Annotated in this window: 29 protein-coding genes; 15 read left to right on the top strand and 14 right to left on the bottom strand. The window is 68.4% G+C overall.

All coding sequences use genetic code 11. The features are described from left to right. Nucleotides 1–37: 37 nt before the first annotated feature. The 3 genes from metX to A7X12_RS21695 are packed head-to-tail and all read left to right on the top strand — an operon-like array spanning nucleotide 38 to nucleotide 2,612. Nucleotides 38–1,162 carry a homoserine O-acetyltransferase MetX gene (gene metX, locus A7X12_RS21705; protein ID WP_064313544.1) on the top strand — a complete coding sequence of 375 codons (1,125 nt, stop codon included), beginning with the start codon at nucleotides 38–40 and terminating at the stop codon, nucleotides 1,160–1,162. Beyond that, nucleotides 1,159–1,752, top strand: a complete 594-nt coding sequence (metW, locus tag A7X12_RS21700) for a methionine biosynthesis protein MetW (protein ID WP_064313543.1) — start codon at nucleotides 1,159–1,161, stop codon at nucleotides 1,750–1,752. Before metX ends, metW begins: the two co-directional genes overlap by 4 nt. After that, complete coding sequence (locus A7X12_RS21695) at nucleotides 1,749–2,612, top strand: pirin family protein (protein ID WP_064313542.1); 864 nt, start codon at nucleotides 1,749–1,751, stop codon at nucleotides 2,610–2,612. Before metW ends, A7X12_RS21695 begins: the two co-directional genes overlap by 4 nt. A gap of 2 nt (nucleotides 2,613–2,614) precedes the next feature. Here the strand turns inward: A7X12_RS21695 and A7X12_RS21690 are convergent, their stop codons facing one another. After that, nucleotides 2,615–3,592, bottom strand: coding sequence for an NAD(P)H-dependent glycerol-3-phosphate dehydrogenase (locus tag A7X12_RS21690; protein ID WP_064313541.1), 978 nt, complete (start codon nucleotides 3,590–3,592; stop codon nucleotides 2,615–2,617). Beyond that, nucleotides 3,589–4,614: a tRNA (adenosine(37)-N6)-threonylcarbamoyltransferase complex transferase subunit TsaD gene (gene tsaD, locus A7X12_RS21685; protein ID WP_064313540.1), complete on the bottom strand. Its 1,026-nt coding sequence runs from the start codon at nucleotides 4,612–4,614 to the stop codon at nucleotides 3,589–3,591. The genes A7X12_RS21690 and tsaD overlap by 4 nt, the downstream gene beginning before the upstream one ends. Before the next feature lie 115 nt (nucleotides 4,615–4,729). On the opposite strand from tsaD, the gene hemC reads away from it, so the two are divergent. Genes hemC through A7X12_RS21655 form a run of 6 tightly spaced genes read left to right on the top strand, consistent with a single transcriptional unit; the run spans nucleotide 4,730 to nucleotide 10,042 of the window. Next, entirely contained in the window at nucleotides 4,730–5,635 is a 906-nt protein-coding gene (gene hemC, locus A7X12_RS21680; RefSeq protein WP_064313539.1) for a hydroxymethylbilane synthase, read from the top strand. Further along, the gene (locus tag A7X12_RS21675; protein WP_064313538.1) at nucleotides 5,632–6,294 is read left to right on the top strand and encodes a uroporphyrinogen-III synthase; all 663 of its coding nucleotides are present in this window, start codon (nucleotides 5,632–5,634) and stop codon (nucleotides 6,292–6,294) included. Before hemC ends, A7X12_RS21675 begins: the two co-directional genes overlap by 4 nt. Before the next feature lie 32 nt (nucleotides 6,295–6,326). Continuing rightward, nucleotides 6,327–7,223, top strand: coding sequence for a hypothetical protein (locus A7X12_RS21670; RefSeq protein ID WP_064313537.1), 897 nt, complete (start codon nucleotides 6,327–6,329; stop codon nucleotides 7,221–7,223). A 1-nt stretch (nucleotide 7,224) separates the two neighbouring features. After that, nucleotides 7,225–8,409 carry an acyl-CoA dehydrogenase gene (locus A7X12_RS21665; RefSeq protein WP_064313536.1) on the top strand — a complete coding sequence of 395 codons (1,185 nt, stop codon included), beginning with the start codon at nucleotides 7,225–7,227 and terminating at the stop codon, nucleotides 8,407–8,409. Continuing rightward, nucleotides 8,409–8,927, top strand: coding sequence for a GNAT family N-acetyltransferase (locus A7X12_RS21660; protein ID WP_064313535.1), 519 nt, complete (start codon nucleotides 8,409–8,411; stop codon nucleotides 8,925–8,927). Before A7X12_RS21665 ends, A7X12_RS21660 begins: the two co-directional genes overlap by 1 nt. Then, on the top strand, nucleotides 8,924–10,042 hold the full coding sequence (locus A7X12_RS21655; RefSeq protein WP_064313534.1) for a CaiB/BaiF CoA transferase family protein: 1,119 nt from the start codon (nucleotides 8,924–8,926) through the stop codon (nucleotides 10,040–10,042). Before A7X12_RS21660 ends, A7X12_RS21655 begins: the two co-directional genes overlap by 4 nt. On the opposite strand, the gene A7X12_RS21650 is transcribed toward A7X12_RS21655, so the two are convergent. After that, complete coding sequence (locus tag A7X12_RS21650) at nucleotides 10,027–10,683, bottom strand: COQ9 family protein (RefSeq protein ID WP_064313533.1); 657 nt, start codon at nucleotides 10,681–10,683, stop codon at nucleotides 10,027–10,029. The two genes, A7X12_RS21655 and A7X12_RS21650, sit on opposite strands and share 16 nt — an antisense overlap. Before the next feature lie 39 nt (nucleotides 10,684–10,722). Next, a complete protein-coding gene (locus A7X12_RS21645; RefSeq protein ID WP_064313532.1) occupies nucleotides 10,723–11,628 on the bottom strand; it encodes a DMT family transporter in 906 nt (301 codons plus the stop codon). A 54-nt stretch (nucleotides 11,629–11,682) separates the two neighbouring features. Between A7X12_RS21645 and A7X12_RS21640 the strand changes: the two genes are divergently transcribed. Next, nucleotides 11,683–12,798, top strand: coding sequence for an alkene reductase (locus A7X12_RS21640; protein ID WP_064313531.1), 1,116 nt, complete (start codon nucleotides 11,683–11,685; stop codon nucleotides 12,796–12,798). On the opposite strand, the gene A7X12_RS21635 is transcribed toward A7X12_RS21640, so the two are convergent. From A7X12_RS21635 to gltX, 9 genes are all read right to left on the bottom strand, one after another. Then, entirely contained in the window at nucleotides 12,786–13,286 is a 501-nt protein-coding gene (locus A7X12_RS21635; RefSeq protein WP_232318640.1) for a hypothetical protein, read from the bottom strand. The two genes, A7X12_RS21640 and A7X12_RS21635, sit on opposite strands and share 13 nt — an antisense overlap. Nucleotides 13,287–13,290: 4 nt before the next feature. Continuing rightward, nucleotides 13,291–13,836, bottom strand: coding sequence for a GNAT family N-acetyltransferase (locus tag A7X12_RS21630; RefSeq protein ID WP_064313530.1), 546 nt, complete (start codon nucleotides 13,834–13,836; stop codon nucleotides 13,291–13,293). Beyond that, nucleotides 13,836–14,255, bottom strand: a complete 420-nt coding sequence (gene ribH / locus A7X12_RS21625) for a 6,7-dimethyl-8-ribityllumazine synthase (RefSeq protein WP_064313529.1) — start codon at nucleotides 14,253–14,255, stop codon at nucleotides 13,836–13,838. The genes A7X12_RS21630 and ribH overlap by 1 nt, the downstream gene beginning before the upstream one ends. Beyond that, nucleotides 14,255–15,391, bottom strand: a complete 1,137-nt coding sequence (gene ribB, locus A7X12_RS21620) for a 3,4-dihydroxy-2-butanone-4-phosphate synthase (RefSeq protein WP_064313528.1) — start codon at nucleotides 15,389–15,391, stop codon at nucleotides 14,255–14,257. Before ribB ends, ribH begins: the two co-directional genes overlap by 1 nt. Then, nucleotides 15,378–15,986 (bottom strand): riboflavin synthase, encoded by a 609-nt coding sequence (locus A7X12_RS21615; RefSeq protein WP_064313527.1) that lies wholly within the window; start codon nucleotides 15,984–15,986, stop codon nucleotides 15,378–15,380. Before A7X12_RS21615 ends, ribB begins: the two co-directional genes overlap by 14 nt. Beyond that, the gene (ribD, locus tag A7X12_RS21610) at nucleotides 15,986–16,933 is read right to left on the bottom strand and encodes a bifunctional diaminohydroxyphosphoribosylaminopyrimidine deaminase/5-amino-6-(5-phosphoribosylamino)uracil reductase RibD (protein ID WP_064313526.1); all 948 of its coding nucleotides are present in this window, start codon (nucleotides 16,931–16,933) and stop codon (nucleotides 15,986–15,988) included. Before ribD ends, A7X12_RS21615 begins: the two co-directional genes overlap by 1 nt. Nucleotides 16,934–16,947: 14 nt before the next feature. Continuing rightward, nucleotides 16,948–17,295 carry a hypothetical protein gene (locus A7X12_RS21605; protein WP_064313525.1) on the bottom strand — a complete coding sequence of 116 codons (348 nt, stop codon included), beginning with the start codon at nucleotides 17,293–17,295 and terminating at the stop codon, nucleotides 16,948–16,950. 70 nt (nucleotides 17,296–17,365) lie between these two features. After that, a complete protein-coding gene (locus A7X12_RS21600; protein ID WP_064313524.1) occupies nucleotides 17,366–18,040 on the bottom strand; it encodes an energy transducer TonB in 675 nt (224 codons plus the stop codon). Nucleotides 18,041–18,130: 90 nt separating this feature from the next. Beyond that, nucleotides 18,131–19,462: a glutamate--tRNA ligase gene (gene gltX / locus A7X12_RS21595; protein WP_064313523.1), complete on the bottom strand. Its 1,332-nt coding sequence runs from the start codon at nucleotides 19,460–19,462 to the stop codon at nucleotides 18,131–18,133. 118 nt (nucleotides 19,463–19,580) lie between these two features. On the opposite strand from gltX, the gene A7X12_RS21590 reads away from it, so the two are divergent. Then, nucleotides 19,581–20,516 carry a ribose-phosphate pyrophosphokinase gene (locus A7X12_RS21590; RefSeq protein ID WP_064313522.1) on the top strand — a complete coding sequence of 312 codons (936 nt, stop codon included), beginning with the start codon at nucleotides 19,581–19,583 and terminating at the stop codon, nucleotides 20,514–20,516. Between the two features lie 35 nt (nucleotides 20,517–20,551). Here A7X12_RS21590 and A7X12_RS21585 read toward each other — a convergent pair whose 3' ends face one another. Further along, nucleotides 20,552–21,310: a sulfite exporter TauE/SafE family protein gene (locus tag A7X12_RS21585; RefSeq protein WP_064313521.1), complete on the bottom strand. Its 759-nt coding sequence runs from the start codon at nucleotides 21,308–21,310 to the stop codon at nucleotides 20,552–20,554. A 64-nt stretch (nucleotides 21,311–21,374) separates the two neighbouring features. Between A7X12_RS21585 and A7X12_RS21580 the strand changes: the two genes are divergently transcribed. From A7X12_RS21580 to A7X12_RS21565, 4 genes are all read left to right on the top strand, one after another. Beyond that, a complete protein-coding gene (locus A7X12_RS21580) occupies nucleotides 21,375–21,698 on the top strand; it encodes an antibiotic biosynthesis monooxygenase family protein (protein WP_064313520.1) in 324 nt (107 codons plus the stop codon). Further along, a complete protein-coding gene (locus tag A7X12_RS21575; RefSeq protein WP_232318639.1) occupies nucleotides 21,695–23,035 on the top strand; it encodes an MFS transporter in 1,341 nt (446 codons plus the stop codon). Before A7X12_RS21580 ends, A7X12_RS21575 begins: the two co-directional genes overlap by 4 nt. A gap of 68 nt (nucleotides 23,036–23,103) precedes the next feature. Continuing rightward, the gene (locus A7X12_RS21570) at nucleotides 23,104–23,511 is read left to right on the top strand and encodes a hypothetical protein (RefSeq protein ID WP_064313519.1); all 408 of its coding nucleotides are present in this window, start codon (nucleotides 23,104–23,106) and stop codon (nucleotides 23,509–23,511) included. Nucleotides 23,512–23,515: 4 nt separating this feature from the next. After that, nucleotides 23,516–24,070, top strand: coding sequence for a hypothetical protein (locus A7X12_RS21565; RefSeq protein ID WP_157105681.1), 555 nt, complete (start codon nucleotides 23,516–23,518; stop codon nucleotides 24,068–24,070). Nucleotides 24,071–24,548 lie beyond the last annotated feature (478 nt).

Genomic DNA, 24,548 nt, shown 5'->3' with positions numbered 1-24,548 from the left:
GCTTGAACGCGCGCCTTCCTGCGCCTAACCCGCCGGCATGTCCGATGATCCGCGTTTCGGCCTTCGCCGCTCGGTAACGCTGCCGGGGCCGCTGCGCCTCGACGGCGGCGTGCTGTTCTCGCCGGTCGACATCGCCTACGAAACCTATGGCGCGCTGAACGAAAACGCGAGCAACGCCATCCTCGTCTGCCACGCGCTGACCGGCGACCAGCATCTGGCCTCCGAACATCCCGTTACCGGCAAGCCAGGCTGGTGGGCGCGGATGGTGGGGCCCGGCAAGCCGATCGATACCAATCGCTGGTTCGTGATCTGCTCGAACGTACTGGGCAGTTGTCTCGGCTCCTCGGGCCCCGCGACGATCAACCCGGCGACCGGCCAGCCCTGGGGCATGCACTTCCCCGTCATCACTATCCGCGACATGGTGCGCGCGCAGGCGATGCTGCTCGATCATCTGGGGGTCGACCGGCTGTTCGCGGTGGTTGGCGGGTCGATGGGGGGCATGCAGGCACTGAGCTGGGCGGCGACCTTCCCCGAGCGGGTGCGAGCCGCGGTGGTGATCGCGTCCGCCGCGCGCCACTCGGCACAGAACATCGCGTTCCACGAAGTCGGGCGCCAGGCGATCATGGCCGACCCCAAGTGGCGCGGCGGCGCCTATTACGAGGCGCAGGATCCGCCCGCCGCCGGCCTCGCCGTCGCGCGGATGGCGGCGCACATCACCTATCTGTCGGAAGCGGGCCTGACCGCCAAGTTCGGCCGCAAGCTCCAGGGCCGCGAGGCCAAGACCTTCGGCTTCGACGCCGATTTCCAGGTGGAGAGCTATCTGCGCCACCAGGGGCTCGCGTTCGTCGACCGGTTCGACGCCAACTCCTATCTCTACATTACGCGAGCCTTGGATTATTTCGACCTCGCCGAGGAGCATGGCGGGCTGCTCGCCAACGCCTTCCGCGCGTCCCAAGCGCGATTTTGCGTGGTGAGCTTCGATACCGACTGGCTCTATCCGACAGCGGAATCGCGCAGCATCGCCCATGCGCTGAATGCCGCAGGCGCGCCTGCCAGTTTCGTCGAATTGAGCTCGCCCTTCGGCCATGATGCCTTCCTGCTGGAGAGCCCGGAGCTCGACCGCGTGATCGGCGGCTTCCTTGCTGCGGGAGAACGGCCATGACGCTCCGGCCCGACCTGGCGATCATCGCGAGCCATGTGGATCGCGGAGCGCGCATCCTCGACGTCGGCTGCGGCGACGGCGCGCTGATGGCGGCGCTGCGCGACGACCGCGGCTGCGACGCGCGCGGGCTGGAGCTGGAGCCGGCCAACGTCGCCGCGGCGGTGGGGCGTGGCCTCTCGGTGATCCAGGGCGACGCCGATACCGACCTTGCCGACTATCCCGACGACAGCTTCGACTATGCGATCCTCAGCCAGACGCTGCAGACCACGCGGCGGCCGGACTGGGTGCTGGAGCAGCTGCTGCGGATCGGCCGCCACGCCTTCGTCTCCTTCCCCAATTTCGCCCATTGGCGGGTGCGCGCCTCGCTGCTGTTCGGGGGCCGGATGCCGGTCACGCGGCTGCTGCCGATCGCCTGGTATGCGACGCCCAACATCCACCACGTCACCGTCGACGATTTCCGCGCGCTGGTGAAGGAACGCGGCATCGCCATCGAGGGCGCCTGGTTCCTTTCCGGCGACCAGCAGACCGGGTCCGGCATGGCCAATCTCCTGGCGGAACACGCCGTCTTCCTATTGAGGCACGATCGATGACCGACGTAATCCTGCGTTCCACCCACCCCGCCTATCGCGACGATATCGGCGACCTCGTCACCCGCCGCCCGGTGCCGGGTCCTGGGTTGGAGCAGATCGGCGCCTTCCTGTTCCTCAACCATCACGGCCCGCAAACCTACGGCCCAAACAATCGCGGGCTCCCTTTCGGGCCCCACCCGCATCGCGGCTTCGAGACTGTCACCTTCATTCTCGAAGGTTCACTGGCGCATACCGATTCGGCGGGGCATGAGAGCATCATCCGCGCCGGCGGCGTCCAGTGGATGACGGCGGGAAGCGGCCTGATCCATGCCGAGATTTCTCCTGCAGAGTTCAAGCGCACGGGTGGCCCGCTGGAAATCCTCCAGCTCTGGGTGAACCTGCCGAACAAGCTGAAGATGACGGCGCCGCGCTATGTTGGCCTGCAGTCGGACGCCTTTCCCGGCGTGGCGGCGGGCGAGGGTGCGACGGTACACCTCGTTTCGGGCGATTTCGCCGGCCGCACCGGGCCTATCGAATCGCTGACCGGTGTGTTCCTGTGCTGGGCGGAGCTCGCAGGCGGAGCATCGCTCGCCTTCGACCGCCTCGCGAACCGCGACCTGTTTCTCTATGCTGTCGAAGGTGCCGTCAGGGTGGGCGACCGCGCGCTGCCGCAGTGGCACCTTGCCGGTCTGTCCGCCGGCGACACGCTGACGGTTACCGCGGACGCACCCGCACGCATCCTGTTCGGTCACGCTGCCCCGATCCCGGAACCGGTTATCGCGCATGGGCCGTTCGTGATGTCGTCCATCGAGGAGATCCGCCAGGCCTATGCCGATTACCAGATGGGCAAGTTCGGCGTGGCGGAGATCGTGGCGGGCTGAGGCTATACGGCTTCGGGGCGCAAAGGGCGACTGAGCAGCGCGTCGATCACGTCGGCAACCGGCGCGCCTTCCAGCAACGCGTTGACGGCTGCGGTCACGGGCATCTCGACGCCCGCTTTGGCAGCGGCCTCGCGCAGCACCGGGGCGGTGAACGCCCCTTCGGCCACCGTCTTCCTGTCGGACAGGAGTTCGGCGGCACTGCGCCCCTGGCCCAGCCCCACGCCGAGCGAGAAATTGCGCGAGCTCGTCGACGAGCAGGTCAGGACGAGATCGCCCAGCCCCGATAGTCCGGTCAGCGTCTCCGCCTGCCCACCGCGCGCCAGACCGAACCGCGTCATCTCGGCGAAGCCGCGCGCGATCGTCGCCGCGCGGGCGTTGAGGCCAAGCCCCGCCCCCTCGACCACGCCGCAGGCGATGGCGAGAACGTTCTTCACCGCACCGCCGATCTCCGCGCCGATGACGTCGGCCGAGGCATAGGGCCGGAAGGCCGGGGCGCCGAGCCGGTCGACCAGCCGGGTGCGCAGGTCCGCATTGTCGCAGGCTAGCGTCACCGCAGTTGGCTTCCCCGCCGCCACTTCATGCGCGAAGGTGGGGCCAGACAGCACCGCGATCGGCGCCTCGGGAGCGACGCTTTGCGCAACCTCGCTCACCAGCAGGCGCGTGCCCGCCTCGATTCCCTTGGCGCAGAGCACAAGCGGCGTGGCGCCGACGTTCGTCTCGGCAAGCACCGAGCGCACATGCTGCGCTGGCGCGACCACCAACAGCGCGTCGCAGCCGGCGAGATCGACCAGCCTGCCAGTCGCGCGGATGCTGGGGGACAGCGGCACGCCGGCGAGAAACTGGCGATTCTCATGGGCGGCGTTGATACTCTCGACCACCTCGGGCTCACGCGCCCAGAGCAGCACCGGCGCATCGCCACGCGCCGCCACCTGGGCGAGCGCGGTGCCCCAGGCGCCGCCGCCGATCACGCCGATCTTCATGCCTTTACTCCCGCGCCGCGCACCTTCTCCGCGTCCGGATCGAGTGGCCAGCGCGGTCGCGCCGGCACGTCGAGGGGATCGGTAAGGCCCTGGGCGAAGCGCTCTGCGCCCGCCCAGGCGATCATCGCGGCATTGTCTGTGCACAGCCATAGCGGAGGCGCGACGAAGGGCAGATCATGCGCCTCCGCCAGCGTCTCCAGTGCTGCGCGAACCGCCGTGTTCGCCGCGACGCCGCCTGCGACGACCAGCGCGGTCGGGCGCGTAACCGCCAGCGCCAGGCGCGTGCGATCAACCAGGCAGTCCACCACCGCCTGCTGGAAGGATGCCGCAAGATCTTCGGGGCTATAGTCGTTTACCGCCCGAGCTACGGCGCTCTTCAGGCCTGCGAAGGAGAAATGCGGCTCACCCGATCCGACCAGCGGGCGGGGCAGCGGCACGGCCTTGGGGTTACCGCGCGCCGCGGCCTTCTCCACTGCGGGGCCGCCGGGAAAGCCGAGGCCGAGCAGTTTGGCGGTCTTGTCGAACGCTTCGCCCGCCGCGTCGTCGATCGTGGTGGCGAGCCGGCGATAGCGGCTGACGCCTTCGACCAGAAGCAGCTGGCAATGGCCGCCCGAGACGAGCAGCAGCAGATAGGGGAATTCAAGGTTCCGATCCCCCAGACGTGGGGAGAGGGCGTGACCCTCCAGATGGTTCACCGCCACCAGCGGTTTGCCAGCCGCCAGTGCCAGCGCCTTGCCGGTGACGAGGCCCACCATCACCCCGCCGATCAGCCCGGGACCGGCAGTGGCGGCGATCGCGTCGACCTGCTCGAGCGTCACGCCCGCTTCTTCCAGCGCGGCCTCGATCAGCGGCGCCAGCATTTCGACATGCGCGCGCGCTGCGATTTCGGGCACCACGCCGCCATAGGGGCGGTGCGCCTCTTCTTGCCGCGCCAGCTTGTGCGCGCGGATCGTGCCGTCGCTTTCGACCAATGCCGCCGCGGTTTCGTCGCAGCTCGATTCCAGTCCGAGGATCAGTGCCATGCCACTCATCTAAGCCGCTTGGCGGCAGGGTCCAGAGGCGCGGCCGGTTTTGCCGCTTGCCGCTCCGCGATTACCCCCATTGCCCTTGGCACGCGGCGACCGTAGCACCACGGCCATGACTGCATTCCGCATCGGCACGCGCGGCTCGCCGCTCGCCCTTACCCAGGCCCAGATGGTCCGTGATGCGCTGAAGGCCGCGCACGGCGTAGAAGGCGACATCGTCGTCGTCCGTACGACCGGCGACAAGGTGCAGGATCGTCCGCTGGCCGAGATCGGCGGCAAGGCACTGTGGACCAAGGAGCTGGACCGCGCACTGCTCGAAGGCGAAATCGACTGCGCGGTGCATTCGATGAAAGACGTCGAAACGGTCCGTCCCGAAACGATCGCGATTGCGGCGATGCTGCCGCGCGCCGATGTGCGCGACCGGCTGGTCGGCGCCGAATCGCTCGCCGCGCTGAAGCCGGGCGCGGTGATCGGCACCGCGTCGCCGCGCCGCGCCGCGCAAGTGAAGCGGCATCGGCCGGATGTTTCGACCGTGCTGTTCCGCGGCAATGTCGATACGCGCCTCGCCAAGCTGGCGGCTGGTGAGGCGGACGCGACCCTGCTTGCCTCGGCCGGGCTCGACCGTCTCGGCCGATATGATGTCGGCCATGTCCTTCCCACCAATATGATGCTCCCGGCGCCGGCGCAGGGCGCGGTCGGAATCGAGGCGCGCGCTGGTGATTCGCCCGTGCTCGCGTTGCTGGCGGCGATCGACCATCCCGTCACGCGTGCCTGCGTGCTGGCAGAGCGCGCGCTGCTTGCCGCACTGATGGCGGATTGCCATTCGCCGGTCGCGGCGCTGGCGACGATCGAGGGCGCGATCCTCACCATCGAGGCCGAGCTTTACGCCGCCGATGGCAGCGCGCATGTCCATGGCATGATCGAAGGCGCGCCCGAGGACGCGATGCTGCCCGCGGTGCTAGCCCGCGACTTGCTCGACCGCGCGCCGGATGCGGTGCGCGCGCTGTTCGCCGGATGAGCCGGCCGCTCGCGGTGCTGCGACCCGAGCCGGGCAATCGCATCACCGCCGCCGCAATCGAGGGGCGGGGTCGCACGGCGATTCGCCTGCCGTTGTTCGAAACGCGACCGCTCGCCTGGGCCGTACCCGACCCCGCTGGCTTCGATGCGCTGATCCTGACGAGCGCGAACGCCCTGCGCTGGGGGGGCGAGGGGCTGAACGCGTTGCGCAGCCTGCCGGTATACGCCGTGGGCGAGGCCACTGCCTCGGCGGCGCAGCGTGCACATTTCGAGGTCGCGGCCATCGGCCGATCGGGTGCGGCAGCCCTGGTCGAGGCGGCTGAGGCCCGGGGCGTCCGTCGCGCGCTGCATCTGGTCGGCCGGGAGCGAACGCTGGAGGTGGGAGGCATCGTGGCCGAAGTGGTGCCGGTCTATGCCAGCGAGGTGCTGCCGGTCACGCAGAAGGATGCCGCGGCGTTGCAGGGCTGCATCGCGCTGGTCCAGTCTGCCCGCGCAGGGATGCGACTGGCCGAGGTCGTGCCGGACCGCCGCGAGGTCATCCTTGCCGCCGTCAGCGAGGCGGCCGCGGTCGGGGCCGGAAGCGGCTGGCGGGCCGTGGCGATAGCTCCGCGGCCGGAAACCGAAGCGCTGATCGACACCGCCATCGCGCTCGCCGATTGACCCGCAGGGCGCACGCGGCGAAAAGGGCGCCCATGAGCGACGAGCCCCTGGCGCCCGAGCCGGTCCGAACCCTGAGTCCGCGCCGAAACCGAATGATCCCCGTGGGGCTGGGCTTTCTTGCCGGCGTTGCGCTGACGGCCGGTGCGATCCAGCTCGCCGGGCCACATCTGACGCCCACCACGCCGGCGACGACGACCAAGCCTGCCGCGGCGCCTTCCACCTCCGGCCAGCTCCTGAAGATGCCGCCGCCGGTGCTTCCGCCGGCCACCGATGTGGCTACGCTCGACGCGCGCGAAAGCGTGCTTGCGGCCCGGCTCGACGCACTGGAGCTGCAATTGCGCCAGGCCGACGAAAGCGCGCGCAACGCGGCACAATATTCCACCCAGGCGGAACGGCTGATGGTCGCCGCCGCCGTGCGTCGCGCCATCGAACGCGGCCAGCCATTGGGTAGCCTGGAGCAACAGCTTCGCGCGCGCTTCGGCGAACGTCATCCGCAGGCTGTCGGGGCCATCGTTGCTGCGGCGTCGGACCCGTTGACACTGGAAGACCTTCGGATTGCGCTGGACACGATCGCGCCACGGCTCGGTACCGGGCCAGATGACAGCCTGTGGGTACGCATCCGCAGCTTTGTCGGCGACCTGTTCGTGCTTCACCAGGCCGGCATGCCGAGCCCGCGCCCGGCCGAACGCCTGCGCCGCGCCCGCAGCGCGCTGGCCGCCGGCAATGTCGAAACGGCGATCGCCGAAGTTGCGCATATGCCCGGCGCCTCCGTGGCGGAGGGCTGGACCAGCGCCGCCTCGCGCTATGTGAATGCCCGCAAGGCACTGGACGAAATAGAGAAGGCGGCAGCTGCAACGCCGCCCAAACCCCCGGTCGTGGCGCAGGCAGCCGCCCCCGCCCCGGCACCGGAGACACCGAGGAACGACTGAAATGGCAGAGATGGGCCGGTTCGACTGGCAGGATCCGTTCGGGCTCGACGGCGAGCTGACCGACGAAGAGCGGATGGTGCGCGATGCCGCACGCGATTATGCGCAGGGCGAGCTGCTCCCGCGCGTCACCTCCGCGTACCTTGAGGAACGCTTCGACCGCGAGATCATGACCGAGATGGGCACGCTGGGCCTGCTCGGGCCGACGATTCCCGAAACCTATGGCGGCGCCGGGCTTGGCTATGTCGCCTATGGCCTGGTCGCGCGCGAAGTGGAGCGGGTCGATTCGGGCTATCGCTCGGCGATGAGCGTGCAGAGCTCGCTGGTGATGCACCCGATCCACGCCTATGGCAGCGAGGAGCAGCGGCGGAAATATCTGCCCAAGCTGGCGAGCGGCGAATGGGTCGGCTGCTTCGGGCTGACAGAGCCGGATGCGGGCTCCGACCCCGCCGGCATGCGCACTCGGGCCGAGAAGATCGATGGCGGCTACCGGATCACCGGCGCCAAGATGTGGATCACGAACTCCCCTATCGCGGATGTGTTCGTCGTCTGGGCGAAGAGCGACGCGCATGACGGCGCGATCCGCGGCTTCGTGCTCGAGCGCGGCATGAAGGGGCTCACCAGCCCGAAGATCGAGGGCAAGCTTTCCTTACGCGCCTCGGTGACCGGCGAGATCGTGATGGACGGGGTGGAGGTGGGCGAAGACGCGCTGCTGCCCAACGTCCAGGGGCTGAAGGGCCCGTTCGGCTGTCTCAACCGTGCGCGCTACGGCATTGCCTGGGGCACGATGGGCGCGGCCGAGGCGTGCTTCCATGCCGCGCGGCAGTACACGCTCGATCGCCACCAGTTCGGCCGGCCGCTGGCGGCGACCCAGCTGGTGCAGCTCAAGCTCGCCAATATGGAGACCGAGATCGCGCTGGGGCTGCAGGCGGCGCTGCGCTGCGGGCGGATGTTCGATGCGGGCACGCTCAGTCCCGAGGCTATCAGCATCATCAAGCGCAACAATTGCGGCAAGGCGCTCGATATCGCCCGGGTGGCGCGCGACATGCACGGCGGCAACGGCATCTCGGCCGAGTTCCACGTGATCCGTCACGCGATCAACCTCGAGACGGTGAACACCTATGAGGGCACGCACGACGTGCACGGGCTGATCCTCGGCCGGGCGATCACCGGCATCGCGGCGTTCTGATGGCGCCCGATCGGCAGCCGGTGCTGGAGGGCGATCTCGTTCGCATCCGGCCGCTGGTCGCGGCGGATTGGGAGGCGCTCTACACCGTCGCCGCCGATCCGCTGATCTGGGAAGTGCATCCGCGACCGGATCGCTGGCAGGAGCCGGTGTTCCGCACGTTTTTCGCCGAAGCACTGGCCTGTGGCGGCGGCCTTGCGATCGAGGACAAGGCGACCGGCGCGATCATCGGCTCCAGCCGGTACGACTATCATGTGCCCGACGAGGACGAGATCGAGATCGGCTGGACCTTCCTTGCCCGCGCCTATTGGGGCGGCACCTACAATCGCGAGGTGAAGCGGCTGATGCTCGACCATATCCACCGATACGTGGGTACCGTCGTGTTTCTGGTCGGCGAGCACAATCTCCGGTCGCGAGGCGCGATGGCGAAGATCGGCGGACAGCTGATCCCCGGGCGCCACCATCGCGGCGGCGGCCAGGTCTTCGCGGATCACGTCGTCTACGCGATCCGGCGCCCGTGAAACCGCTCGCCGGCATCAAGGTCGTCGAGCTGGCCCGCATCCTTGCGGGTCCCTGGTGCGGGCAGCTGCTCGCGGATCTAGGGGCCGAGGTGGTGAAGGTCGAGCGGCCCGGTGCCGGCGACGACACCCGCCACTGGGGCCCGCCCTTCCTCCACGACGGCGAGGGCATGCACCGCGACGCCGCCTATTTCCACGCCTGCAACCGCGGCAAGACCAGTGTCGGCATCGACATCGCCACGCCCGAGGGCCAGGCGGCGGCCAGGGCGCTGATCGCCGATGCCGATGTGGTGATCGAGAACTACAAGGTCGGCGGGCTGGTGAAATACGGCCTCGACGCCGCCAGCCTGCGTGCGGCCAAACCGCGGCTGATCGTCTGCTCGATCACCGGCTTCGGCCAGACCGGGCCCTATGCGGGTCGCGCCGGCTATGACTTCATCATCCAGGGCATGGGCGGCGCGATGAGCCTCACCGGCGAGCCCGACGGCGCGCCGCAAAAGGCGGGGGTCGCCTATGCCGACATCTTCACCGGCGTCTATTCGGCCGTGGCGATCCTCGCCGCCCTGCGCCGTCGCGACAAGGAGGGGGTGGGGGCGCATATCGACATGGCCCTGCTCGACACCCAGGTCGCGGTGCTCGCCAACCAGGCGCTCAACTGGATGGCGAGCGGCACGGTGCCGCACCGCATGGGCAACGGCCATGCGAATCTGGTGCCCTACCAGGCCTTTGCCTGCTGCGACGGCGAGCTGATCGTGGCGGTGGGGAACGACTCGCAGTTCGCCAGGCTCTGCGCGATCCTCGGGCTCGATCTGGCGGACGATCCGCGGTTTGCTACCAACCCGGCGCGCGTGACGAATCGCGATGCGCTGATCCCGCAGCTCGCCCGCGCAATCCTCGATTGGGCCAAGGCCGATCTCTACGAAGCGCTGGAGGCGCAGGGCGTGCCCGCCGGGCCGATCAATCGCCTCGACGAGGTCTTCGCCGATCCGCAGGTGGTCGCACGCGGGATGGCGATCGTCCGCGAGGGGCTACCGGGTCTCGCCAGCCCGATTACGATCGATGGCGAACGCATGGTCGCCGAACGCGCGAGCCCGGCGCGACCTCAGATCGCCGGGTAGCGCAGCCGGCCGATGAAGCGGGAAAGGCTGGGCCGGTTGGTCGTGCGGTTGACGAATCCGGCCTTTGCCTTCTCGAACCGCATGATTCCCTCGATCCGGCGCGCGAGGAAGGCGCGGGTATCGGCCCACGCCTCGCTCTCGTCCTGCACGAATACCGCGATGGTCGCGGCATAGACGCTGCCGAGCGTCATCCGCTTGGTATAATGGTTGTAATCGGTGGCGGTGTCGCCCGCCGCGCGCCACATCGCATCCGCCGCGCGCCAGCCGAGCTTGCTCGCCCGCGCGAGATTCTGCGGCATGGCGAGGATCGCCAGCGCCCGGCGCAGCGCGTCGCGATAGGGGGCCAGCAGCGCCAGCCGCGCCTCGACCAGCGCGGTGATGCGCGCACGGATCTTCATCCCAGCCAGCGTCTCGGGCGAAAGCTCGTCCAGCATCGCGCGGTCGATATGTGCGAACCAGGCGTCGATCATTGCCAGCGGGCCATCCGAGAAGGCGAGCCGCGCCACGTCGCGGTCGACGCCCATGCCGTCGGCGGTGGCGTCGAGCGCGCGCTGGTTCCAGCCGTCGAAGGCGGCGTTGGCGGCAAGCGACGGCGCAAGCGCCGCGCGCAGTTCGTCGAGGGTGGCGTCGGCGAGATCCATGGGACTGATCTAGGCGCGAAGCCGCGCCCCGGCAACCGCCTACCCCTTGGGCCGTACCGCGCCCTGCCGCACCAGCACCAGCGCCGCCGCGACCAGCGCCGCGCCGAACAGATCGGCGGTGCCGAGGCGCTCGCCGAAAATCACCCAGCCCAGCGCCGCGCCTACCGCCGGCTGCACCAGCAAGGCGATGCCGATCACCAGCGGCGAGAGATGGCCGAGCGCATAGATCATGCACCCCTGTCCGATCAGCTGGCTGACGATGGCGAGCGCGAGCAGCGGCCACCAGAGATGCGGCACGATCTGCTCGCCCATTGCCAGCGCGATCACGAGCAGCGGCGGGATCGTGGCGAGCGAAGACAGCGCCAGCGCCGGCACCGGGCCCAGCGACACCCGCACCCGCGCCATCAGCGCAAAGTATACCGCGTAGAACACGCCCGCCGCCAGGCAGAACAGGTCGCCCGCCAGATGCCGCGAGGAGAGCTCGGCCGAGCGCCCGAGCAGCAGCGCGCCGCCGATCGCCGCCAGCAGCAGCGCCGCGCCCTGCATCTTGCTCGGCCAGGCGCGGGCGACGACGAAGCCGTAGATCGGGAAGATCAGCGACGCCGAATTGCCGAACAGGGTGGAGTTGGCGAGCGTGGTGCGGACGATGCCGATGTGCCAACTGGCGAGGTCGAGCGCGAACACCACGCCGGCGATGGCGAGGATCCACCAGCGCCCGCGCCCGGCGGCGATCGGCTTTTCGCCCATCGCACTGGCCGCAGCGAACAGGATCGGCGTGGCGATGATCAGTCGCCAGAACGCCGCTGAAACCGGCCCCACATCCGCCATCCGCACGAACAACGGCCCCGTGGCCAGCGCGGCGTTGGCGATCAATGCCGCGACGAGCGCGGTCGCAACATGGCTTCGTGCCGGGGAAGTTTTTGTTGTCGGTGCGTTGCGCTGCATGGCGCCGTGTAGCGCCCTATCTGTGCGAAGTCACAAGCTGCAAAAGGAATTTCGATGCCCAGCCTGTTCGATCCGATTCAGCTCGGCGCGATCCACGCCGCCAATCGCGTGTGGATGTCGCCGCTCACCCGTGGCCGGTCGACGCGCGGCCATGTGCCGACCCCGGTCATGGTCGATTATTACCGCCAGCGCGCCAGCGCCGGCCTGATCATCACCGAGGCGACCGGCATCAGTCAGCAGGGGCTGGGCTGGGCCTATGCCCCCGGCATCTGGAGCGACGAGCAGGTCGAGGCGTGGAAGCCGATCACCGCGGCCGTCCACGAGGCCGGCGGCAAGATCGTCTCGCAGCTCTGGCACATGGGCCGGCTGGTGCATTCGGACTTCCTCGGCGGCGAACCGCCGGTCTCGGCCTCGGCGACCACCGCGCCCGGCGAAGTGCGTACCTATCCGGCCGAGGATGCCGGGGAGACCAAGCGGCCCTACAGTCAGGCCCGTCCGCTGCGCACCGACGAGATCCCCGGCATCCTCGCCGACTATGAACGCGCCGCCGAGAACGCGATCCGCGCCGGGTTCGACGGGGTACAGATCCACGCTGCCAATGGCTATCTGATCGACCAGTTCCTGCGCGACAATGCCAATTTCCGCGAGGACGAATATGGCGGCTCGATCGAAAACCGTATCCGCCTGCTCCGAGAAGTGAGCCAGCGCGTGGTCGACACGATCGGTGCCGATCGCACCGGCGTTCGCCTCTCGCCCAATGGCGAGGTGCAGGGCGTCAACGATAGCAACCCGGCGCCGCTGTTCGAAGCCGCGGCGGCGGCGCTCGATGATATCGGTGTCGCGTTCCTCGAGATGCGCGAGCCGCGTCCGGGCGGCAGCCGGGGCTTGCCCGACCAGCCGCCGATCCATCCGCTGATGCGCAAGGTCTATCGCGGCGTGCTCGCGCTCAATTCGGACTATGATGCGGCAAGCGCCCAGGCGGCGCTCGATGCGGGCGAGGCCGATGCGATTGCGTTCGGCCGGACCTTCCTCGCCAACCCGGACCTGCCGCGCCGCCTGCGCGAAGGGCTGCCGCTCAATCCGCAGCGCGAGCAGTTCTTCTATATCGGCGGGGCGGAGGGCTATACCGACTATCCGACCGCCGACGAGGCCGCGCTTCAACCGGCCTGATCGAAGCCGTCGATCCAGCGGGTGCTGGCCGCGCGGAGACGCTCGCGCGTCTTCTGCGGGGTCAGCACCGCCGCGAGGGTGAAAGGAAACCAGGGCCAGAACAGGAACGTGCCCGTTACCAGCAGCGCGATCAGGATCGCGCCGCCGAAGCGCAGCGTCGCCAGCCGCGCATGGGCGGTGTAGTTGAGCTTGATCGTGCGCGGCGCCTTGGCGTCGAACCAGCTGCGGGTGACGAAGCTGTCCGGCGTCGCGCGCGGTTGCTTGAAGCCGAACTTCCAGCCCTGCGCACCCCTCCCGCTTGCGGGAGGGGCAGGGGGAGGGGCTATCCTCAACCCCCGTCGCTTCTGGCTGCCATCCCCTCTCCCGACCCCTCCCGCAAACGGCAGGGGAGATTTGGTGGGGGAAACCTCGCGCCCGGTCTTGCGATCGATCACGACCAGCCGCCGGCCCCGCTCTTCGACGCGATAGCGAGAGGGGGGCATGTCCATGGCGTCAGCCCAGCGCCGCGCGGCGGGCGCGCCATTGGTCCGCGGTCTGCGCCCAGCGATCGACCCGCAGATGCGCGAGCGGCGCGGGTAGCTGGGTCGGCCCGCCATTCTCCGCGCCAAGCGCCTGCGCCAGCCGGATCGATGCGGTGTTCTCGGGATCGATGGTGTGGATCACCTCGTCCCAGCCGAGCATTTCGACCGCATAGTCGATCGCGGCGATGGCGGCTTCGCGGGCATAGCCCTTGCCTACCGCTTCGCTGGCCAGGCCCCAGCCGACTTCCAGCCCGGGCCAGCCTTCCGGCGCATGCGGGCCGATGCGGCCGATCCAGCGCCCGCTCGCCCGCTCGACCACCGCGAACATCGAGAAGCCGCGGATCGCCCAGGCGCCCGCCATGCTGCACAGGCTGCGCCAGGCGGTGCCGCGCGGCTGTACGCCGCCCAGGAACCGCATCACCTCCGGGTCGGCATGGAACGCCGCCCATGCCTCGAAATCGCCAGCCTCGTGCTGGCGCAGGATCAGGCGCTCGGTTTCGAGCACCGGCACCTGCATCAGCCGAACTTGGCCTTGAGCGCGAGCATCGCCAGCGCCGCCTTGGCGGCCTCGCCGCCCTTGTCCTTCTGCTTCGGATCGGCGCGGACCAGCGCCTGCGCCTCGTTCTCGACCGTGAGGATGCCGTTGCCGATCGCGACGCCGTCCATCGACAGCGCCATCAGCCCGCGCGCGCTTTCGCCCGCGACGATCTCGAAATGATAGGTCTCGCCGCGGATCACCACGCCGATGCCCACGAACGCATCATAGCGGCCGCTGTCCGCCGCCAGCGCGACCGCGCCCGGGATTTCCAGCGCGCCGGGCACGGTGATCACCTCGGCCTTGTGGCCCGCCGCCTCGATCGCGGCCTTGGCGCCGGCGATCAGCAGGTCGTTGAGATGCTCGTAGAAGCGCGCTTCGACGATGAGGACGTTGGCCATTATTGCTCCGGATCGATGGGACGCGTGCCGGCGATCGACAGGCCGTAGCCGTCGAGCCCGATCAGCGTGTGATGGGTGTTGGAGAGCAGGATCATGTCCTGCACGCCGAGTTCGGTGAGAATGGTCGCGCCGACGCCGTAATCGCGCAACTCATCCATGTCCTTGGGCGGAATCGCGCCGCTGCGGGTCTGCAGCGCGACGGTATAGCCGTCGGGGCGCGGGCGGTTGATTACCACGATGACACCGGCACCTTCCGCACCGATGATCTCCATCGACTTGCGCAGCAGCCCGCCGCGCGGGCCCCCCTCGCCGAACACATCGGCAAAGGGCGACAGCGCGTGCATCCGCACCAGCGTCGGCTTGTCGGGATTTATCCGGCCCTTGACCAGGGCGACCTGCTCGCTCCCCGTCGCCTTGTTCCAGAAGGTGAGTGCGCGCCACTCGCCGCCCCATTCGCTGGTGAAGCTGGCCTCGGCGCGCTGCTCGACCAGATGGTCGTGGCGGCGGCGATAGGCGATCAGGTCGCGAATCGTGCCGATCTTGAGGTTGTGGAGCTGGGCGAAGCCGACGAGATCGTCGAGCCGCGCCATCGTCCCGTCGTCCTTCATGATCTCGCAGATCACGCCGGCGGGGTTCAACCCGGCAAGGCGGGCGACGTCGACGGCGGCTTCGGTGTGGCCGGCGCGGACCAGCACGCCGCCGTCGCGCGCGACCAGCGGGAACACATGCCCCGGCGTGACGATGTCGGCGCGGTCCTTGGTGCTGTCGATCGCGACCGAGATGGTGCGGGCGCGGTCGGCGGCGGAGATGCCGGTGGTCACGCCTTCCTTGGCCTCGATCGAGACGGTGAAGGCGGTTTCGTGCCGCGTGCCGTTGGCGCGGCTCATCAGCTCGAGCCCGAGCTGGTCGACGCGCGCCTTGGTCATCGCCAGGCAGATCAGGCCGCGGCCGTACTTGGCCATGAAGTTGATCGCGTCGGGCGTCGCCATCTGGGCGGGGATGACCAGATCGCCTTCATTTTCGCGATCCTCGTCATCGACCAGGATGAACATCCGGCCGTTGCGGGCCTCGTCGATCAGTTCCTCGGGCGAGGAGAGGAAGCCGTGCTTGAGCGCGGCGAGTTCAGCCTTTGGCACGTAATGCCTCCATGCGCTGGAGATAACGCGCCAGCACGTCGATCTCCAGATTGACCGCCTGGCCCTCCGCCAGCGTGGCGAAGGTGGTGACCGTGGCGGTGTGGGGAATGATGTTGAGATGGAATTCGACGCCTTCGGGCGTGTCGTCCACCGCGTTTACCGTCAGCGACACGCCGTCGACGGTGATCGAGCCCTTGGGCGCGACATAGGGCGCGATCTCCGGCCCCGCCGCGATCACGACATGGTGCGAACCGTCGATCGCCTCGATCAGCTTGACGCGGCCGATGCCGTCGACATGGCCGGTGACGATGTGCCCGCCCAGCTCGTCGCCCAGCCGCAGCGCGCGCTCGAGGTTGAGCTTGCGGCCGGCGGTCCACTGGTCGTCGGCGGTGCGCGAGACGGTCTCGCCCGACACGTCGAAGTCGAGCCAGCCGGGGCCCTTGTCGACCACCGTCAGGCACACGCCCGAACAGGCGACCGAGGCGCCGAGATCGATCTCATGGGTGGGATAGGCCGTCGCCACGCGCACGCGCAGGTCGCCCTGGCGCTCTACCGCGTCGATCGTGCCGACATCGCTTACGATTCCGGTGAACATCAGTTGCGCTCGTAGACCTCGAACCGATCGCTGCCAAGCATACGAGAGTCCAGCAGGCGCCAGCGATCATGCGCCTCGGACAATGCGGCGAGGCCGAATGCTTCGACCGCGGGTTTGCCGCCGCCGAGCAGGATCGGCGCGCGGTAGAGAAGCAGCCTGTCGACCATGTCGGCACGGAGGAAGGCCGTTGCGGCTTTGGCACCGCCTTCCACCATCAGCGTGTCGATGCCCGTAAGGTGCCGGACGTCGCCGATGTCCGCGATGCGCTCCCAGCTCGGGGGCGTGGGGCCGGTCGAGGAAAGCAGGATGCGGCGCGGCGTGCGATCGGCAAGGCCGGGAAGACGGACGTCCAGTTTCGGGACATCGGCCAGAAAGGTGCCGCGGCCGACCAGGATACCATCATGGCGCGCCCGCTCGAGATGGGCGTGTGCGCGGGCCTGGGGGCCGGTGATCCATTTGCTTTCCCCCGTCGACAGCGCGATGCGACCGTCGAGCGAGGTGGCGAGCTTCAGCGTGACATGGGGACGTCGTTTGGCGAGGCGGGTCAGGAACCCCGCCATGCTGCGCCGCGCCTCGGCTTCCATCAGCCCAGAGTCGACCGCGATGCCGGCCTGCTGCAGCCGAGCGAAACCGGCGCCGTCGGTACGGGGGTCTGGATCGCGCAGTGCCGCCACCACGCGCGCCACGCCGGCAGCGACCAGCAGGTCCGCACAGGCAGGGCCCCGCGCCGAAACGTGCGCGCAGGGCTCCAGTGTTACATAGGCCGTCGCACCGCGGGCGGACTCACCAGCTTCTGCCAGCGCCATCGCCTCGGCATGGGGGCGACCGCCGGGCTGGGTCCAGCCGCGCCCGATGACGCGGCCATCGCGCACGAGCACGCAGCCAACATTGGGATTGGGCGCCGTCCGCCCGCGCCCGCGCTCGGCAAGACCGAGCGCTCCGGCCATCCAGCGCGCGTCGCTCAAATCCCGTGCTTCTTCAGCCAGTCGTCATATTTCTTGAAATCGGCCTGGCGCTTTTTCTGGCGCTCCTGGAAGGCCGCTTCCTCCTCCTGGCGCTTGGCCTCGTCGACCTTCTGCTTCGCGCGGATCTCGGCTTCGGTGCGCGTGATCGGCCAGCTGTCCACATAGACGATGTTCTTCTTGTACGGCACCGGCACGTGCGAGTCCTTCACGAACACGACGATGATGCCGAACGTGACCACCAGCGCAAGGATCATGAACCACAGTTCGTGCTTCTTGCGCGTCGCCAGATAGCCGCGCAGATCGCGAAGCGCGCGGAGGGGCGAGATGTACTTAAGGAAGGTCATCGGTGGCCTAAGATAGGGACACGGGGGCTTCAGGGCCAGCCCCCGTGTCCACGCGACGCCATCGAAGGGATCAGCGCGCGTCTTCGATTCGGAAGCGGACGGTCATGGTCTTCCAGCTTTCTTCGGCCACCCCGCCGCGCGTGGCGGCGCGGAAGCGCCATTTGCCGAGCGCCTGGCGCTTGGTGACAGCGAAGAAGGCATCGCTGGTGGCGCTCACCGGTTCCACCGCCTTTACCCGGCCGTCGATGCCGATCAACACGCGCAGGGTGACGACACCGTCACGCTGCGCGCGGATTTCCTGGGACGGATATTCGGGCTGGAAATCCTGCGCGTAGCGAGGATCGGTGGTGGCGCCGATCAGCACGGGCACGGCCTTGGGGGGATCCGCGACGACCGGCGGCCCGGCCTCGGCGGGCTTGGCGAAGGGTGCCGGCGGATCACCGATGACGGTGGTGGACTCGATCCGGTTGTCGGACGGATGGGAAATCACGGGATCGGGGATCGTGGGTAGCGGCTGGGTAGGTGTCACGACCTTGTCGGGCTTGGGTTGCAGCCTGACCGGCTCCACCGGTGGCGGGGGCGGCAGCGGGATGTTCCGGCCCTCGAACGGCTTGGGCTGAGGCTTGGGCAGGAAGTGGGGCGCCGAAAGGATCAGGCCGGCGATGATCGCGCCATTGATGGCGAGCGCAGCCCCGAAGCTGACCGAACGCGGTGCACTGGCATGATAACGGGTATCGGCATGCATGACGTTGCACTCCTTCTCCAACACCGGTCTATGAACGCCGGATGAAGGTGATGGTACAACGTTACATAATGGGCGTAAAGATGGAACGGCTCAGCCGGTGGCGAGCCGTTCCAGCGCACGATCCTTGCCGATCAGCGGCAGCAATGCGGCCATATCCGGGCCATGGTCGCGCCCCGTCAGCGCGCGACGAAGCGGCAGGAACAGTGCCTTGCCCTTGCGCCCGGTAGCCGCCTTCAGCGCATCGGTAAGCGCCCGCCATGGATCGGCCGCCCAGTCCAGACCGGCGGCGAGGGCATGCGCCTGATCCAGGAACGGGCGATCCTCCGCTTCTACCGGCGGCGGGGCGATCGGGCCTTCGACCACCGCCCACCAGTCCGCCGCCTCGGCAACGCTGGCGAGGTTCGGACGAATCGCTTCCCACCCGGCGGCATCGATTCCGGCAGGCAGCCGCTCGGCGACGGCCGCGTGATCGAGCTGGTGCACGATCCGGGCATTGAGCTGAGCAAGTTCGCCTTCGTCGAATCGCGCGGGCGCGCGGCCGAAACGGCCGAAATCGAAGCTGGCAATCAGCGGTGCCGGATCGGCGAACGGCTCGACCGGATCGCTGGTGCCGAGGCGAGCGAGCAGCGCGATCAGCGCCTGGGGTTCGATGCCCGCCTCGCGGAAATGCTCGATGCCGAGCGAGCCCAGCCGCTTCGACAGCTTGCCCTCGGCACCGGTGAGCAGCGCCTCGTGGGCAAAACCGGGCACCGCGCCGCCCAGCGCGTCGAACATCTGGATCTGGCTCGCGGTATTCGAGACATGGTCCTCGCCGCGCACGACATGGGTGACGCCCATGTCGATGTCATCGATCACGGACGGGAGCAGATAGAGCCACGAGCCATCGGCGCGGCGCACGACGGGATCGCTCAGCAGGCTCGCCTCGAAGCGCTGCGGCCCGCGAACAAGATCGTCCCATCCGATCGCGGCGCCGTGATCGAGCTTGAAGCGCCAGTGCGGGCGCACGCCCTCGGCTTCCAAGCCGGCGCGGTCCGTGTCGCTCAGCGCGAGCGCGGCGCGATCATAGACCGGCGGGAGGCCGCGGCCGAGCAGCACTTTGCGCTTGAGCTCCAGCTCCTGCGCGGTCTCATAAGCGGGGTAGACCCGGCCATCCGCGACCAGCTGGGCGAAGCGCGCTTCGTAGCGCTCGAATCGCGCCGACTGGCGTTCCTCGGAATCGGGCGCGAGCCCCATCCAGGCGAGATCGGCGCGGATCGCCTCGACGAATCGTTCTTCCGATCGCGCCTGATCGGTATCGTCGATGCGCAGCAGGAAGGTGCCGCCGTGGCGGCGTGCGAACAGCCAATTGTGCAGCGCAGTCCGCAGGTTGCCGACATGCAGCGTGCCGGTGGGGCTGGGGGCGAAACGGGTAACGACGGTCATGCCATGGGCCTAGGCTGGCACAGGCAAAGCAGCAATGCCCTCTTTGCGTCACGGAAACGTCGCACTAAAGGGCGCGGGCATCGGGACATCGCGAAGCGGCTCAGGAGGCCAGCATTCTATGAAACTCATGGCCGGCAATTCGAACCTGCCGCTGGCGAGCGCCATCGCCGACTATCTGGAGATTCCGCTCACCCAGGCGAACGTCCGCCGCTTCGCCGACGAGGAAATCTTCGTCGAGATCCTGGAGAACGTCCGCGGCGAGGACGTGTTCGTGCTCCAGTCGACCAGCTATCCGGCCAACGACAATCTGATGGAGCTGCTGATCATGATCGACGCGCTCCGCCGCGCGTCGGCCAAGCGGATCACCGCGGTGCTCCCCTATTTCGGCTATGCGCGCCAGGATCGGAAGCCCGGACCCCGCACGCCGATCTCGGCCAAGCTGGTCGCCAACCTGATCACCATGGCGGGCGCCAATCGCGTCCTCTCGGTCGACCTGCACGCCGGCCAGATCCAGGGCTTCTTCGACATTCCGACCGACAATCTGTTCGCGGCGCCGGTGATGTCGGCCGACATCCAGACGCGCTTCATCGACAAGGAATGGATGGTCGTATCGCCCGACGTGGGTGGCGTGGTGCGCGCGCGCCAGCTCGCCAAGCGGCTGGACAATGCCCCCCTCGCCATCGTCGACAAGCGCCGCGAGCGTCCGGGCGAATCCGAGGTGATGAACATCATCGGCGAAGTGAAGGGCCGCTTCTGCATCCTGATCGACGACATCGTTGATTCGGCCGGCACGCTCTGCAACGCGGCGGCGGCGCTGAAGGCGGCGGGCGCCGAGGACGTGGTCGCCTATTGCACGCACGGCGTGCTCTCGGGCGCGGCGATGTCACGCGTCGCCAAGTCGGAGCTGCGCGAACTGGTGATCACCGATTCGATCGGCAACCACGAAGTCGTCGCGGCCGGCGAGAAGGTCCGCCACCTCACCATCGCGCCGCTGATCGCCGAGGCGATCCGCCGCATTGCCGACGAAAGCTCGGTGTCGAGCCTGTTCGACTGAGCTGCCGCCGAAGCCCCTTCCCCTCGGGGAGGGGCTCAAGCTGCCTTCGCCACCGCTTCCCAGATCAACGCGCCGCCTACCACGATCATCAGCACATAGATTGCCGTATAGAAGCGCTCGGGCGACACCCGGCGCACCAGCCACACGCCGGCGAGCGTGGACGCCAGCGCCAGCGGGAACAGCACTGCCGAGGTCAGCAGGTTCGCGTGCGTGAACTGGCCCAGCGCCCAATAGGCGGGCACCTTGATCCAGTTGGTCGCGGCGAAGAAGATCGCGGTCGTGCCCACCAGACGGTCGCGCGGCAGGTTGCGCGGCAGCACCCACAGCTGGAAGGGCGGTTGGCCGGCATGGGCGATCTGGCTGGTGAATCCCGAGGCGACGCCGAACAGGCTGCCTACCCATTCGGGCCAGCGCGCCGCCATCGCCGGCGTCGTGCGGCTGCTCGCCCAGAGGCGATAGAGCCCGAACAGGATCGAGATCGCGCCTACCGCCGCCAGCACCAGCACCGGCGACACGCTCGCCGCAAAGCCATAGCCGAGCGCGATTCCCGCCATCGATCCGGGCAGCATCCACCCCAGCAGCCGCCAGTCGACGGTACGGCGAAACGCCCAGACGCTTACCACGTCCTGCAGGATCAGGATCGGCAGGGTGATCGCGGCGGCGCGCACGGGATCGATCGCCAACGCAAGCAGCGGCAGCGACAGCGCCCCCATGCCGGCGAAGCCGCCCTTGGACAGGCCGAGCAGCAGCACGGCGGGTACGGCGAGCGCATAGAAATGCCAGTCGGTTATCATCGCCGTCCGCTTTCGCAGGGCTTGTCCGGATTGCAAAGCGCCGCACGCATCCTAGGATTCCCGGATGGGAGCGGATCGTAGCGGCCAGATTGCCGTGCTTTTCATATCGAAGCGCACCGCCGATGACGATGCGGGTTATGCCGCAGCGGCGACGGCGATGGACGTGCTGGCGGCGCGGCAGCCCGGCTATCGCGGTGTCGAGTCGCAACGCGGGGACGCGGGCGTGGGCATCACGATCAGCTACTGGGCGGACGAGGCCAGCGCCGCCGCCTGGCGCGACCATCCCGAGCACGTCGCCATCCGTGCCGAAGGCCGTGCGCGCTGGTACGAATGGTATGAGGTGATCGTTACCAGGGTCGAGCGCGGCTATCGGTGGCGCCGCCCATGAGCCGCACGATCGACCGCGATTTCGCGCTGCTGTTCGGCGTGATGCTGATGATCGCGGCGGGCAATACCGCGCTGCAATCGATCCTGCCCGCGCTCGGTCGCTCGCTGCACGCGGCCGACAGCGCGGTAGCCGCAGTTTTCTCGGTTTCGGCCTTGCTCTGGATGCTCACCGCGCCCTTCTGGGCGAACCGCTCCGAGCGGGCCGGGCGGCGGGCGATGGTGCTGCTCGGCATCCTTGGCTTCACCGCATCGCTGGGGCTGTGCGGACTGTGCCTCGCCCTCGGCATCAACGGGGTGCTGAGCCCCTTCGCCACCTTTGCCGCCTTTGTGGTGGGCCGTATGCTCTATGGCGGGTTCGGATCGGCTGCCCCGCCGGCAGTACAGGCGATCGTGGCCAGCCGTACCAGCCGCGAGGACCGCACCAAGGCGTTGACGCTGCTGGCGTCCGCTTTCGGGCTGGGAACCATCCTCGGACCCGCGGTGGCGCCGTATCTGGTGATGGGGCACCTCTGGCCCGGCGGGCCGCTGATCGGCCTGTCCGGCCCCGCCTTCGCGGCAAGCGCGGTGGGACTGGTGCTGCTGGTCGCCGTGCTGCGGTTGTTGCCGGCGGATTCGGGCGCGGTCGAACATGGTGCGGCGGCCAGTTATCCGTCGATCGGCGGACAGGGAACCGGCGCCACCGTCGCCGCAGCGGTGGGCGAGCATGTCGAGCATGTCCGTACCTTCGATCCGCAGGTGCGGCCCTGGATGGTCGCAGGGCTGGTCACCGGCCATGCCCAGGCGATGACAGGGCAGGCGATCGGCTTTCTCGTCATCGATCGGCTGCGCCTCGCCCCCGCCGCGGCGCTGGAGCCGACGGGGCTGGTGCTGATGATCGGCGCGGGCGCCTCGCTGCTGGTGCAATGGGGACTGATTCCGCTGCTTGAACTCAAACCCCGGGCGTTGATCCTGGCGGGGGCGGCGCTGGGAGCGCTCGGCTGCGTGGCGACGGCGATGGCGGGCTCGCTGTACGGCATCGCGCTGGGCTATGCGACCATCGCCCTGGGCATGGGCTTCGCGCGACCGGGCTTCACCGCAGGGGCATCGCTGGCGGTGGGACCGCACGCGCAAGGATCGGTGGCCGGGCGCGTTACCTCGATCAACGGCGCGGCGTTCGTGCTGGGGCCTTCGATCGGGGTCGCGATGTACGAAGTCTGGGGGGCGCTGCCGTATCTGGTCGCGGCCGGCGCGCTGGTGGCGTTGCTCGGCTATGGCTGGGTGGCTGCGCGGCACCTCCCCGCATCGGAGGGGAAGGGGCGGAACGGTCCTGCAGCCGGCGCCCACGCGACTATTGAATGAAAATGAAAAGCCGCGCTACGTTGCGGCAATCTACCGGCAAATGTGCCGGGGACAACGGGGGAGGAACGATGAAGAAGCTTTCGGCAATCGCTTGCGGGGTTTTGCTCGCCGGCATCGCGCAATCGGCAAGTGCCCAGGACAAGCCCGCCGCTGCAACGCCGCTCGTCAATGAAGATGTCGGCGTACCGGTATTTCCATACGACATCACCGATCGGCCCTATACGGTGCTCGGCGAAGTCAAGGCGGGGGTCCGCAAGGCGACGGTGTTCAGCAAGTCGCCGTCGCAGAAGAAGATCTATGCCGAGCTTTGGGAGCGTGCGCAGAAACTGGGCGCCGATGCCGTGATCAAGGCCAGCTATGGCGACGCCCATGTCAGCGCGTTTAGCTGGGGCAAGGCCAATGCCACGGGCGTGGCGATCAAGTTCCTGCCGCGCGACGGGACGACGTCCGCCGGCGCCGCTCCTGCGAGCCGCTGACCCCATGCGAGGCGTGCGCGCGGCAGCGGCGTCGGTGCTCGCCGTCGTCGCCCTGGGGTTTGCGGCCGCACAGACCTTGCCCGTCGCGCCCGCCGCACCTGCGGCGCACCGCCTCCCCAACGGGATGGCGGTGCGCCTGATGGTGCTGAAGGAAGTGAACAGCCGCGAGGCGAAGTCCGGCGACCGGTTCAAGCTGCGTGTCGATTCGCCGGTGATACTGGACGGAGTCACGCGGATCCCCATCGGGGCGATCGCCTGGGGCGAAATCGTCGTGGCGAAGGACACCGGCGCGGTCGGCGGCAAAGGGCGGCTGAGCGCGCGCCTGCTCTATGTCGAGGCACCGGACGGGCGAATCATGCTGTCAGGCAGCCAGGACCGGCAGGGCAAGGGCAACACCACCGGCGTGGTCCTGTCGGTGATCGGCTTCGGCGTGCTGGGCCTGCTCAACAAAGGGGGCAATGCTGTGTTGAAGGCGGGCGACATCGTCACCGGCTATGTCGAAGACCCCGCGCCTGCACCCGATAGGCCGCAGCCAGCACCGCCCAGCCCCGGCGAATAGCAGGCGGATCGCTCATTGGCGGCGGTTATTCGGCGATGCGGGAAGCTGTGTCCCTTGACGCTTGAGTTTGCCCCCGTCTCAGAGACGAGTGACATTTTCCTCGATTCGCCCTTTGACACCTACCTGGCCCTAATTGGCCCATTGCTGACAGCATATTGCCCGATTATTTGATTTCAGCAACTTACAAAGTGCTCAGCCAGCCCTGCTTTCCACCTTCAAGCGGGTCCGACTTTTTCGATCGATGCGCGACCACATCGTTTGCCGACCTCGTCGACAGCACGCGTCATACCTGACTCGCCAGGCCTACCGCGGTATGCCGGGGGGATCAGGACCTGTTTCTGTGGCAGACTGTCTTAAGTCATCCCAGTGCTGGTGTGGACGGTCTCTCATCCCAACGGCTTCAAGACGCGTTAGCGTTGCGAGCCAGATGAGAGGAGAAGACGATGACGAACATACCAGTACGGATCGGCATGGACAC

The organism is Sphingomonas sp. TDK1, assembly GCF_001650735.1.
In the GTDB taxonomy this organism is placed as follows: Bacteria; Pseudomonadota; Alphaproteobacteria; order Sphingomonadales; family Sphingomonadaceae; genus Sphingomonas.
Note: the sequence above shows the minus strand (reverse complement) of the source record. Positions and strands in the feature narration are given on the sequence as shown.

Excerpts from the sequence above, each read along its gene's own strand:
- A7X12_RS21645 (WP_064313532.1), bottom strand. The coding sequence starts at position 11,628 with ATGCAGCGCAACGCACCGACAACAAAAACTTCCCCGGCACGAAGCCAT.
- A7X12_RS21630 (WP_064313530.1), bottom strand. The coding sequence starts at position 13,836 with ATGCAGGTGCCGGTGCTCGAAACCGAGCGCCTGATCCTGCGCCAGCAC.
- A7X12_RS21690 (WP_064313541.1), bottom strand. The coding sequence starts at position 3,592 with ATGAAGATCGGCGTGATCGGCGGCGGCGCCTGGGGCACCGCGCTCGCC.
- A7X12_RS21590 (WP_064313522.1), top strand. The coding sequence starts at position 19,581 with ATGAAACTCATGGCCGGCAATTCGAACCTGCCGCTGGCGAGCGCCATC.
- ribD (WP_064313526.1), bottom strand. The coding sequence starts at position 16,933 with ATGGCCGGAGCGCTCGGTCTTGCCGAGCGCGGGCGCGGGCGGACGGCG.
- A7X12_RS21695 (WP_064313542.1), top strand. The coding sequence starts at position 1,749 with ATGACCGACGTAATCCTGCGTTCCACCCACCCCGCCTATCGCGACGAT.
- A7X12_RS21605 (WP_064313525.1), bottom strand. The coding sequence starts at position 17,295 with ATGACCTTCCTTAAGTACATCTCGCCCCTCCGCGCGCTTCGCGATCTG.
- metW (WP_064313543.1), top strand. The coding sequence starts at position 1,159 with ATGACGCTCCGGCCCGACCTGGCGATCATCGCGAGCCATGTGGATCGC.
- A7X12_RS21615 (WP_064313527.1), bottom strand. The coding sequence starts at position 15,986 with ATGTTCACCGGAATCGTAAGCGATGTCGGCACGATCGACGCGGTAGAG.
- A7X12_RS21650 (WP_064313533.1), bottom strand. The coding sequence starts at position 10,683 with ATGGATCTCGCCGACGCCACCCTCGACGAACTGCGCGCGGCGCTTGCG.
- A7X12_RS21575 (WP_232318639.1), top strand. The coding sequence starts at position 21,695 with ATGAGCCGCACGATCGACCGCGATTTCGCGCTGCTGTTCGGCGTGATG.
- A7X12_RS21585 (WP_064313521.1), bottom strand. The coding sequence starts at position 21,310 with ATGATAACCGACTGGCATTTCTATGCGCTCGCCGTACCCGCCGTGCTG.
- A7X12_RS21565 (WP_157105681.1), top strand. The coding sequence starts at position 23,516 with ATGCGAGGCGTGCGCGCGGCAGCGGCGTCGGTGCTCGCCGTCGTCGCC.
- A7X12_RS21660 (WP_064313535.1), top strand. The coding sequence starts at position 8,409 with ATGGCGCCCGATCGGCAGCCGGTGCTGGAGGGCGATCTCGTTCGCATC.
- A7X12_RS21635 (WP_232318640.1), bottom strand. The coding sequence starts at position 13,286 with ATGGACATGCCCCCCTCTCGCTATCGCGTCGAAGAGCGGGGCCGGCGG.
- A7X12_RS21580 (WP_064313520.1), top strand. The coding sequence starts at position 21,375 with ATGGGAGCGGATCGTAGCGGCCAGATTGCCGTGCTTTTCATATCGAAG.
- ribH (WP_064313529.1), bottom strand. The coding sequence starts at position 14,255 with ATGGCCAACGTCCTCATCGTCGAAGCGCGCTTCTACGAGCATCTCAAC.
- gltX (WP_064313523.1), bottom strand. The coding sequence starts at position 19,462 with ATGACCGTCGTTACCCGTTTCGCCCCCAGCCCCACCGGCACGCTGCAT.
- A7X12_RS21640 (WP_064313531.1), top strand. The coding sequence starts at position 11,683 with ATGCCCAGCCTGTTCGATCCGATTCAGCTCGGCGCGATCCACGCCGCC.
- A7X12_RS21670 (WP_064313537.1), top strand. The coding sequence starts at position 6,327 with ATGAGCGACGAGCCCCTGGCGCCCGAGCCGGTCCGAACCCTGAGTCCG.
- hemC (WP_064313539.1), top strand. The coding sequence starts at position 4,730 with ATGACTGCATTCCGCATCGGCACGCGCGGCTCGCCGCTCGCCCTTACC.
- A7X12_RS21600 (WP_064313524.1), bottom strand. The coding sequence starts at position 18,040 with ATGCATGCCGATACCCGTTATCATGCCAGTGCACCGCGTTCGGTCAGC.
- A7X12_RS21675 (WP_064313538.1), top strand. The coding sequence starts at position 5,632 with ATGAGCCGGCCGCTCGCGGTGCTGCGACCCGAGCCGGGCAATCGCATC.
- tsaD (WP_064313540.1), bottom strand. The coding sequence starts at position 4,614 with ATGGCACTGATCCTCGGACTGGAATCGAGCTGCGACGAAACCGCGGCG.
- A7X12_RS21665 (WP_064313536.1), top strand. The coding sequence starts at position 7,225 with ATGGCAGAGATGGGCCGGTTCGACTGGCAGGATCCGTTCGGGCTCGAC.
- A7X12_RS21570 (WP_064313519.1), top strand. The coding sequence starts at position 23,104 with ATGAAGAAGCTTTCGGCAATCGCTTGCGGGGTTTTGCTCGCCGGCATC.
- metX (WP_064313544.1), top strand. The coding sequence starts at position 38 with ATGTCCGATGATCCGCGTTTCGGCCTTCGCCGCTCGGTAACGCTGCCG.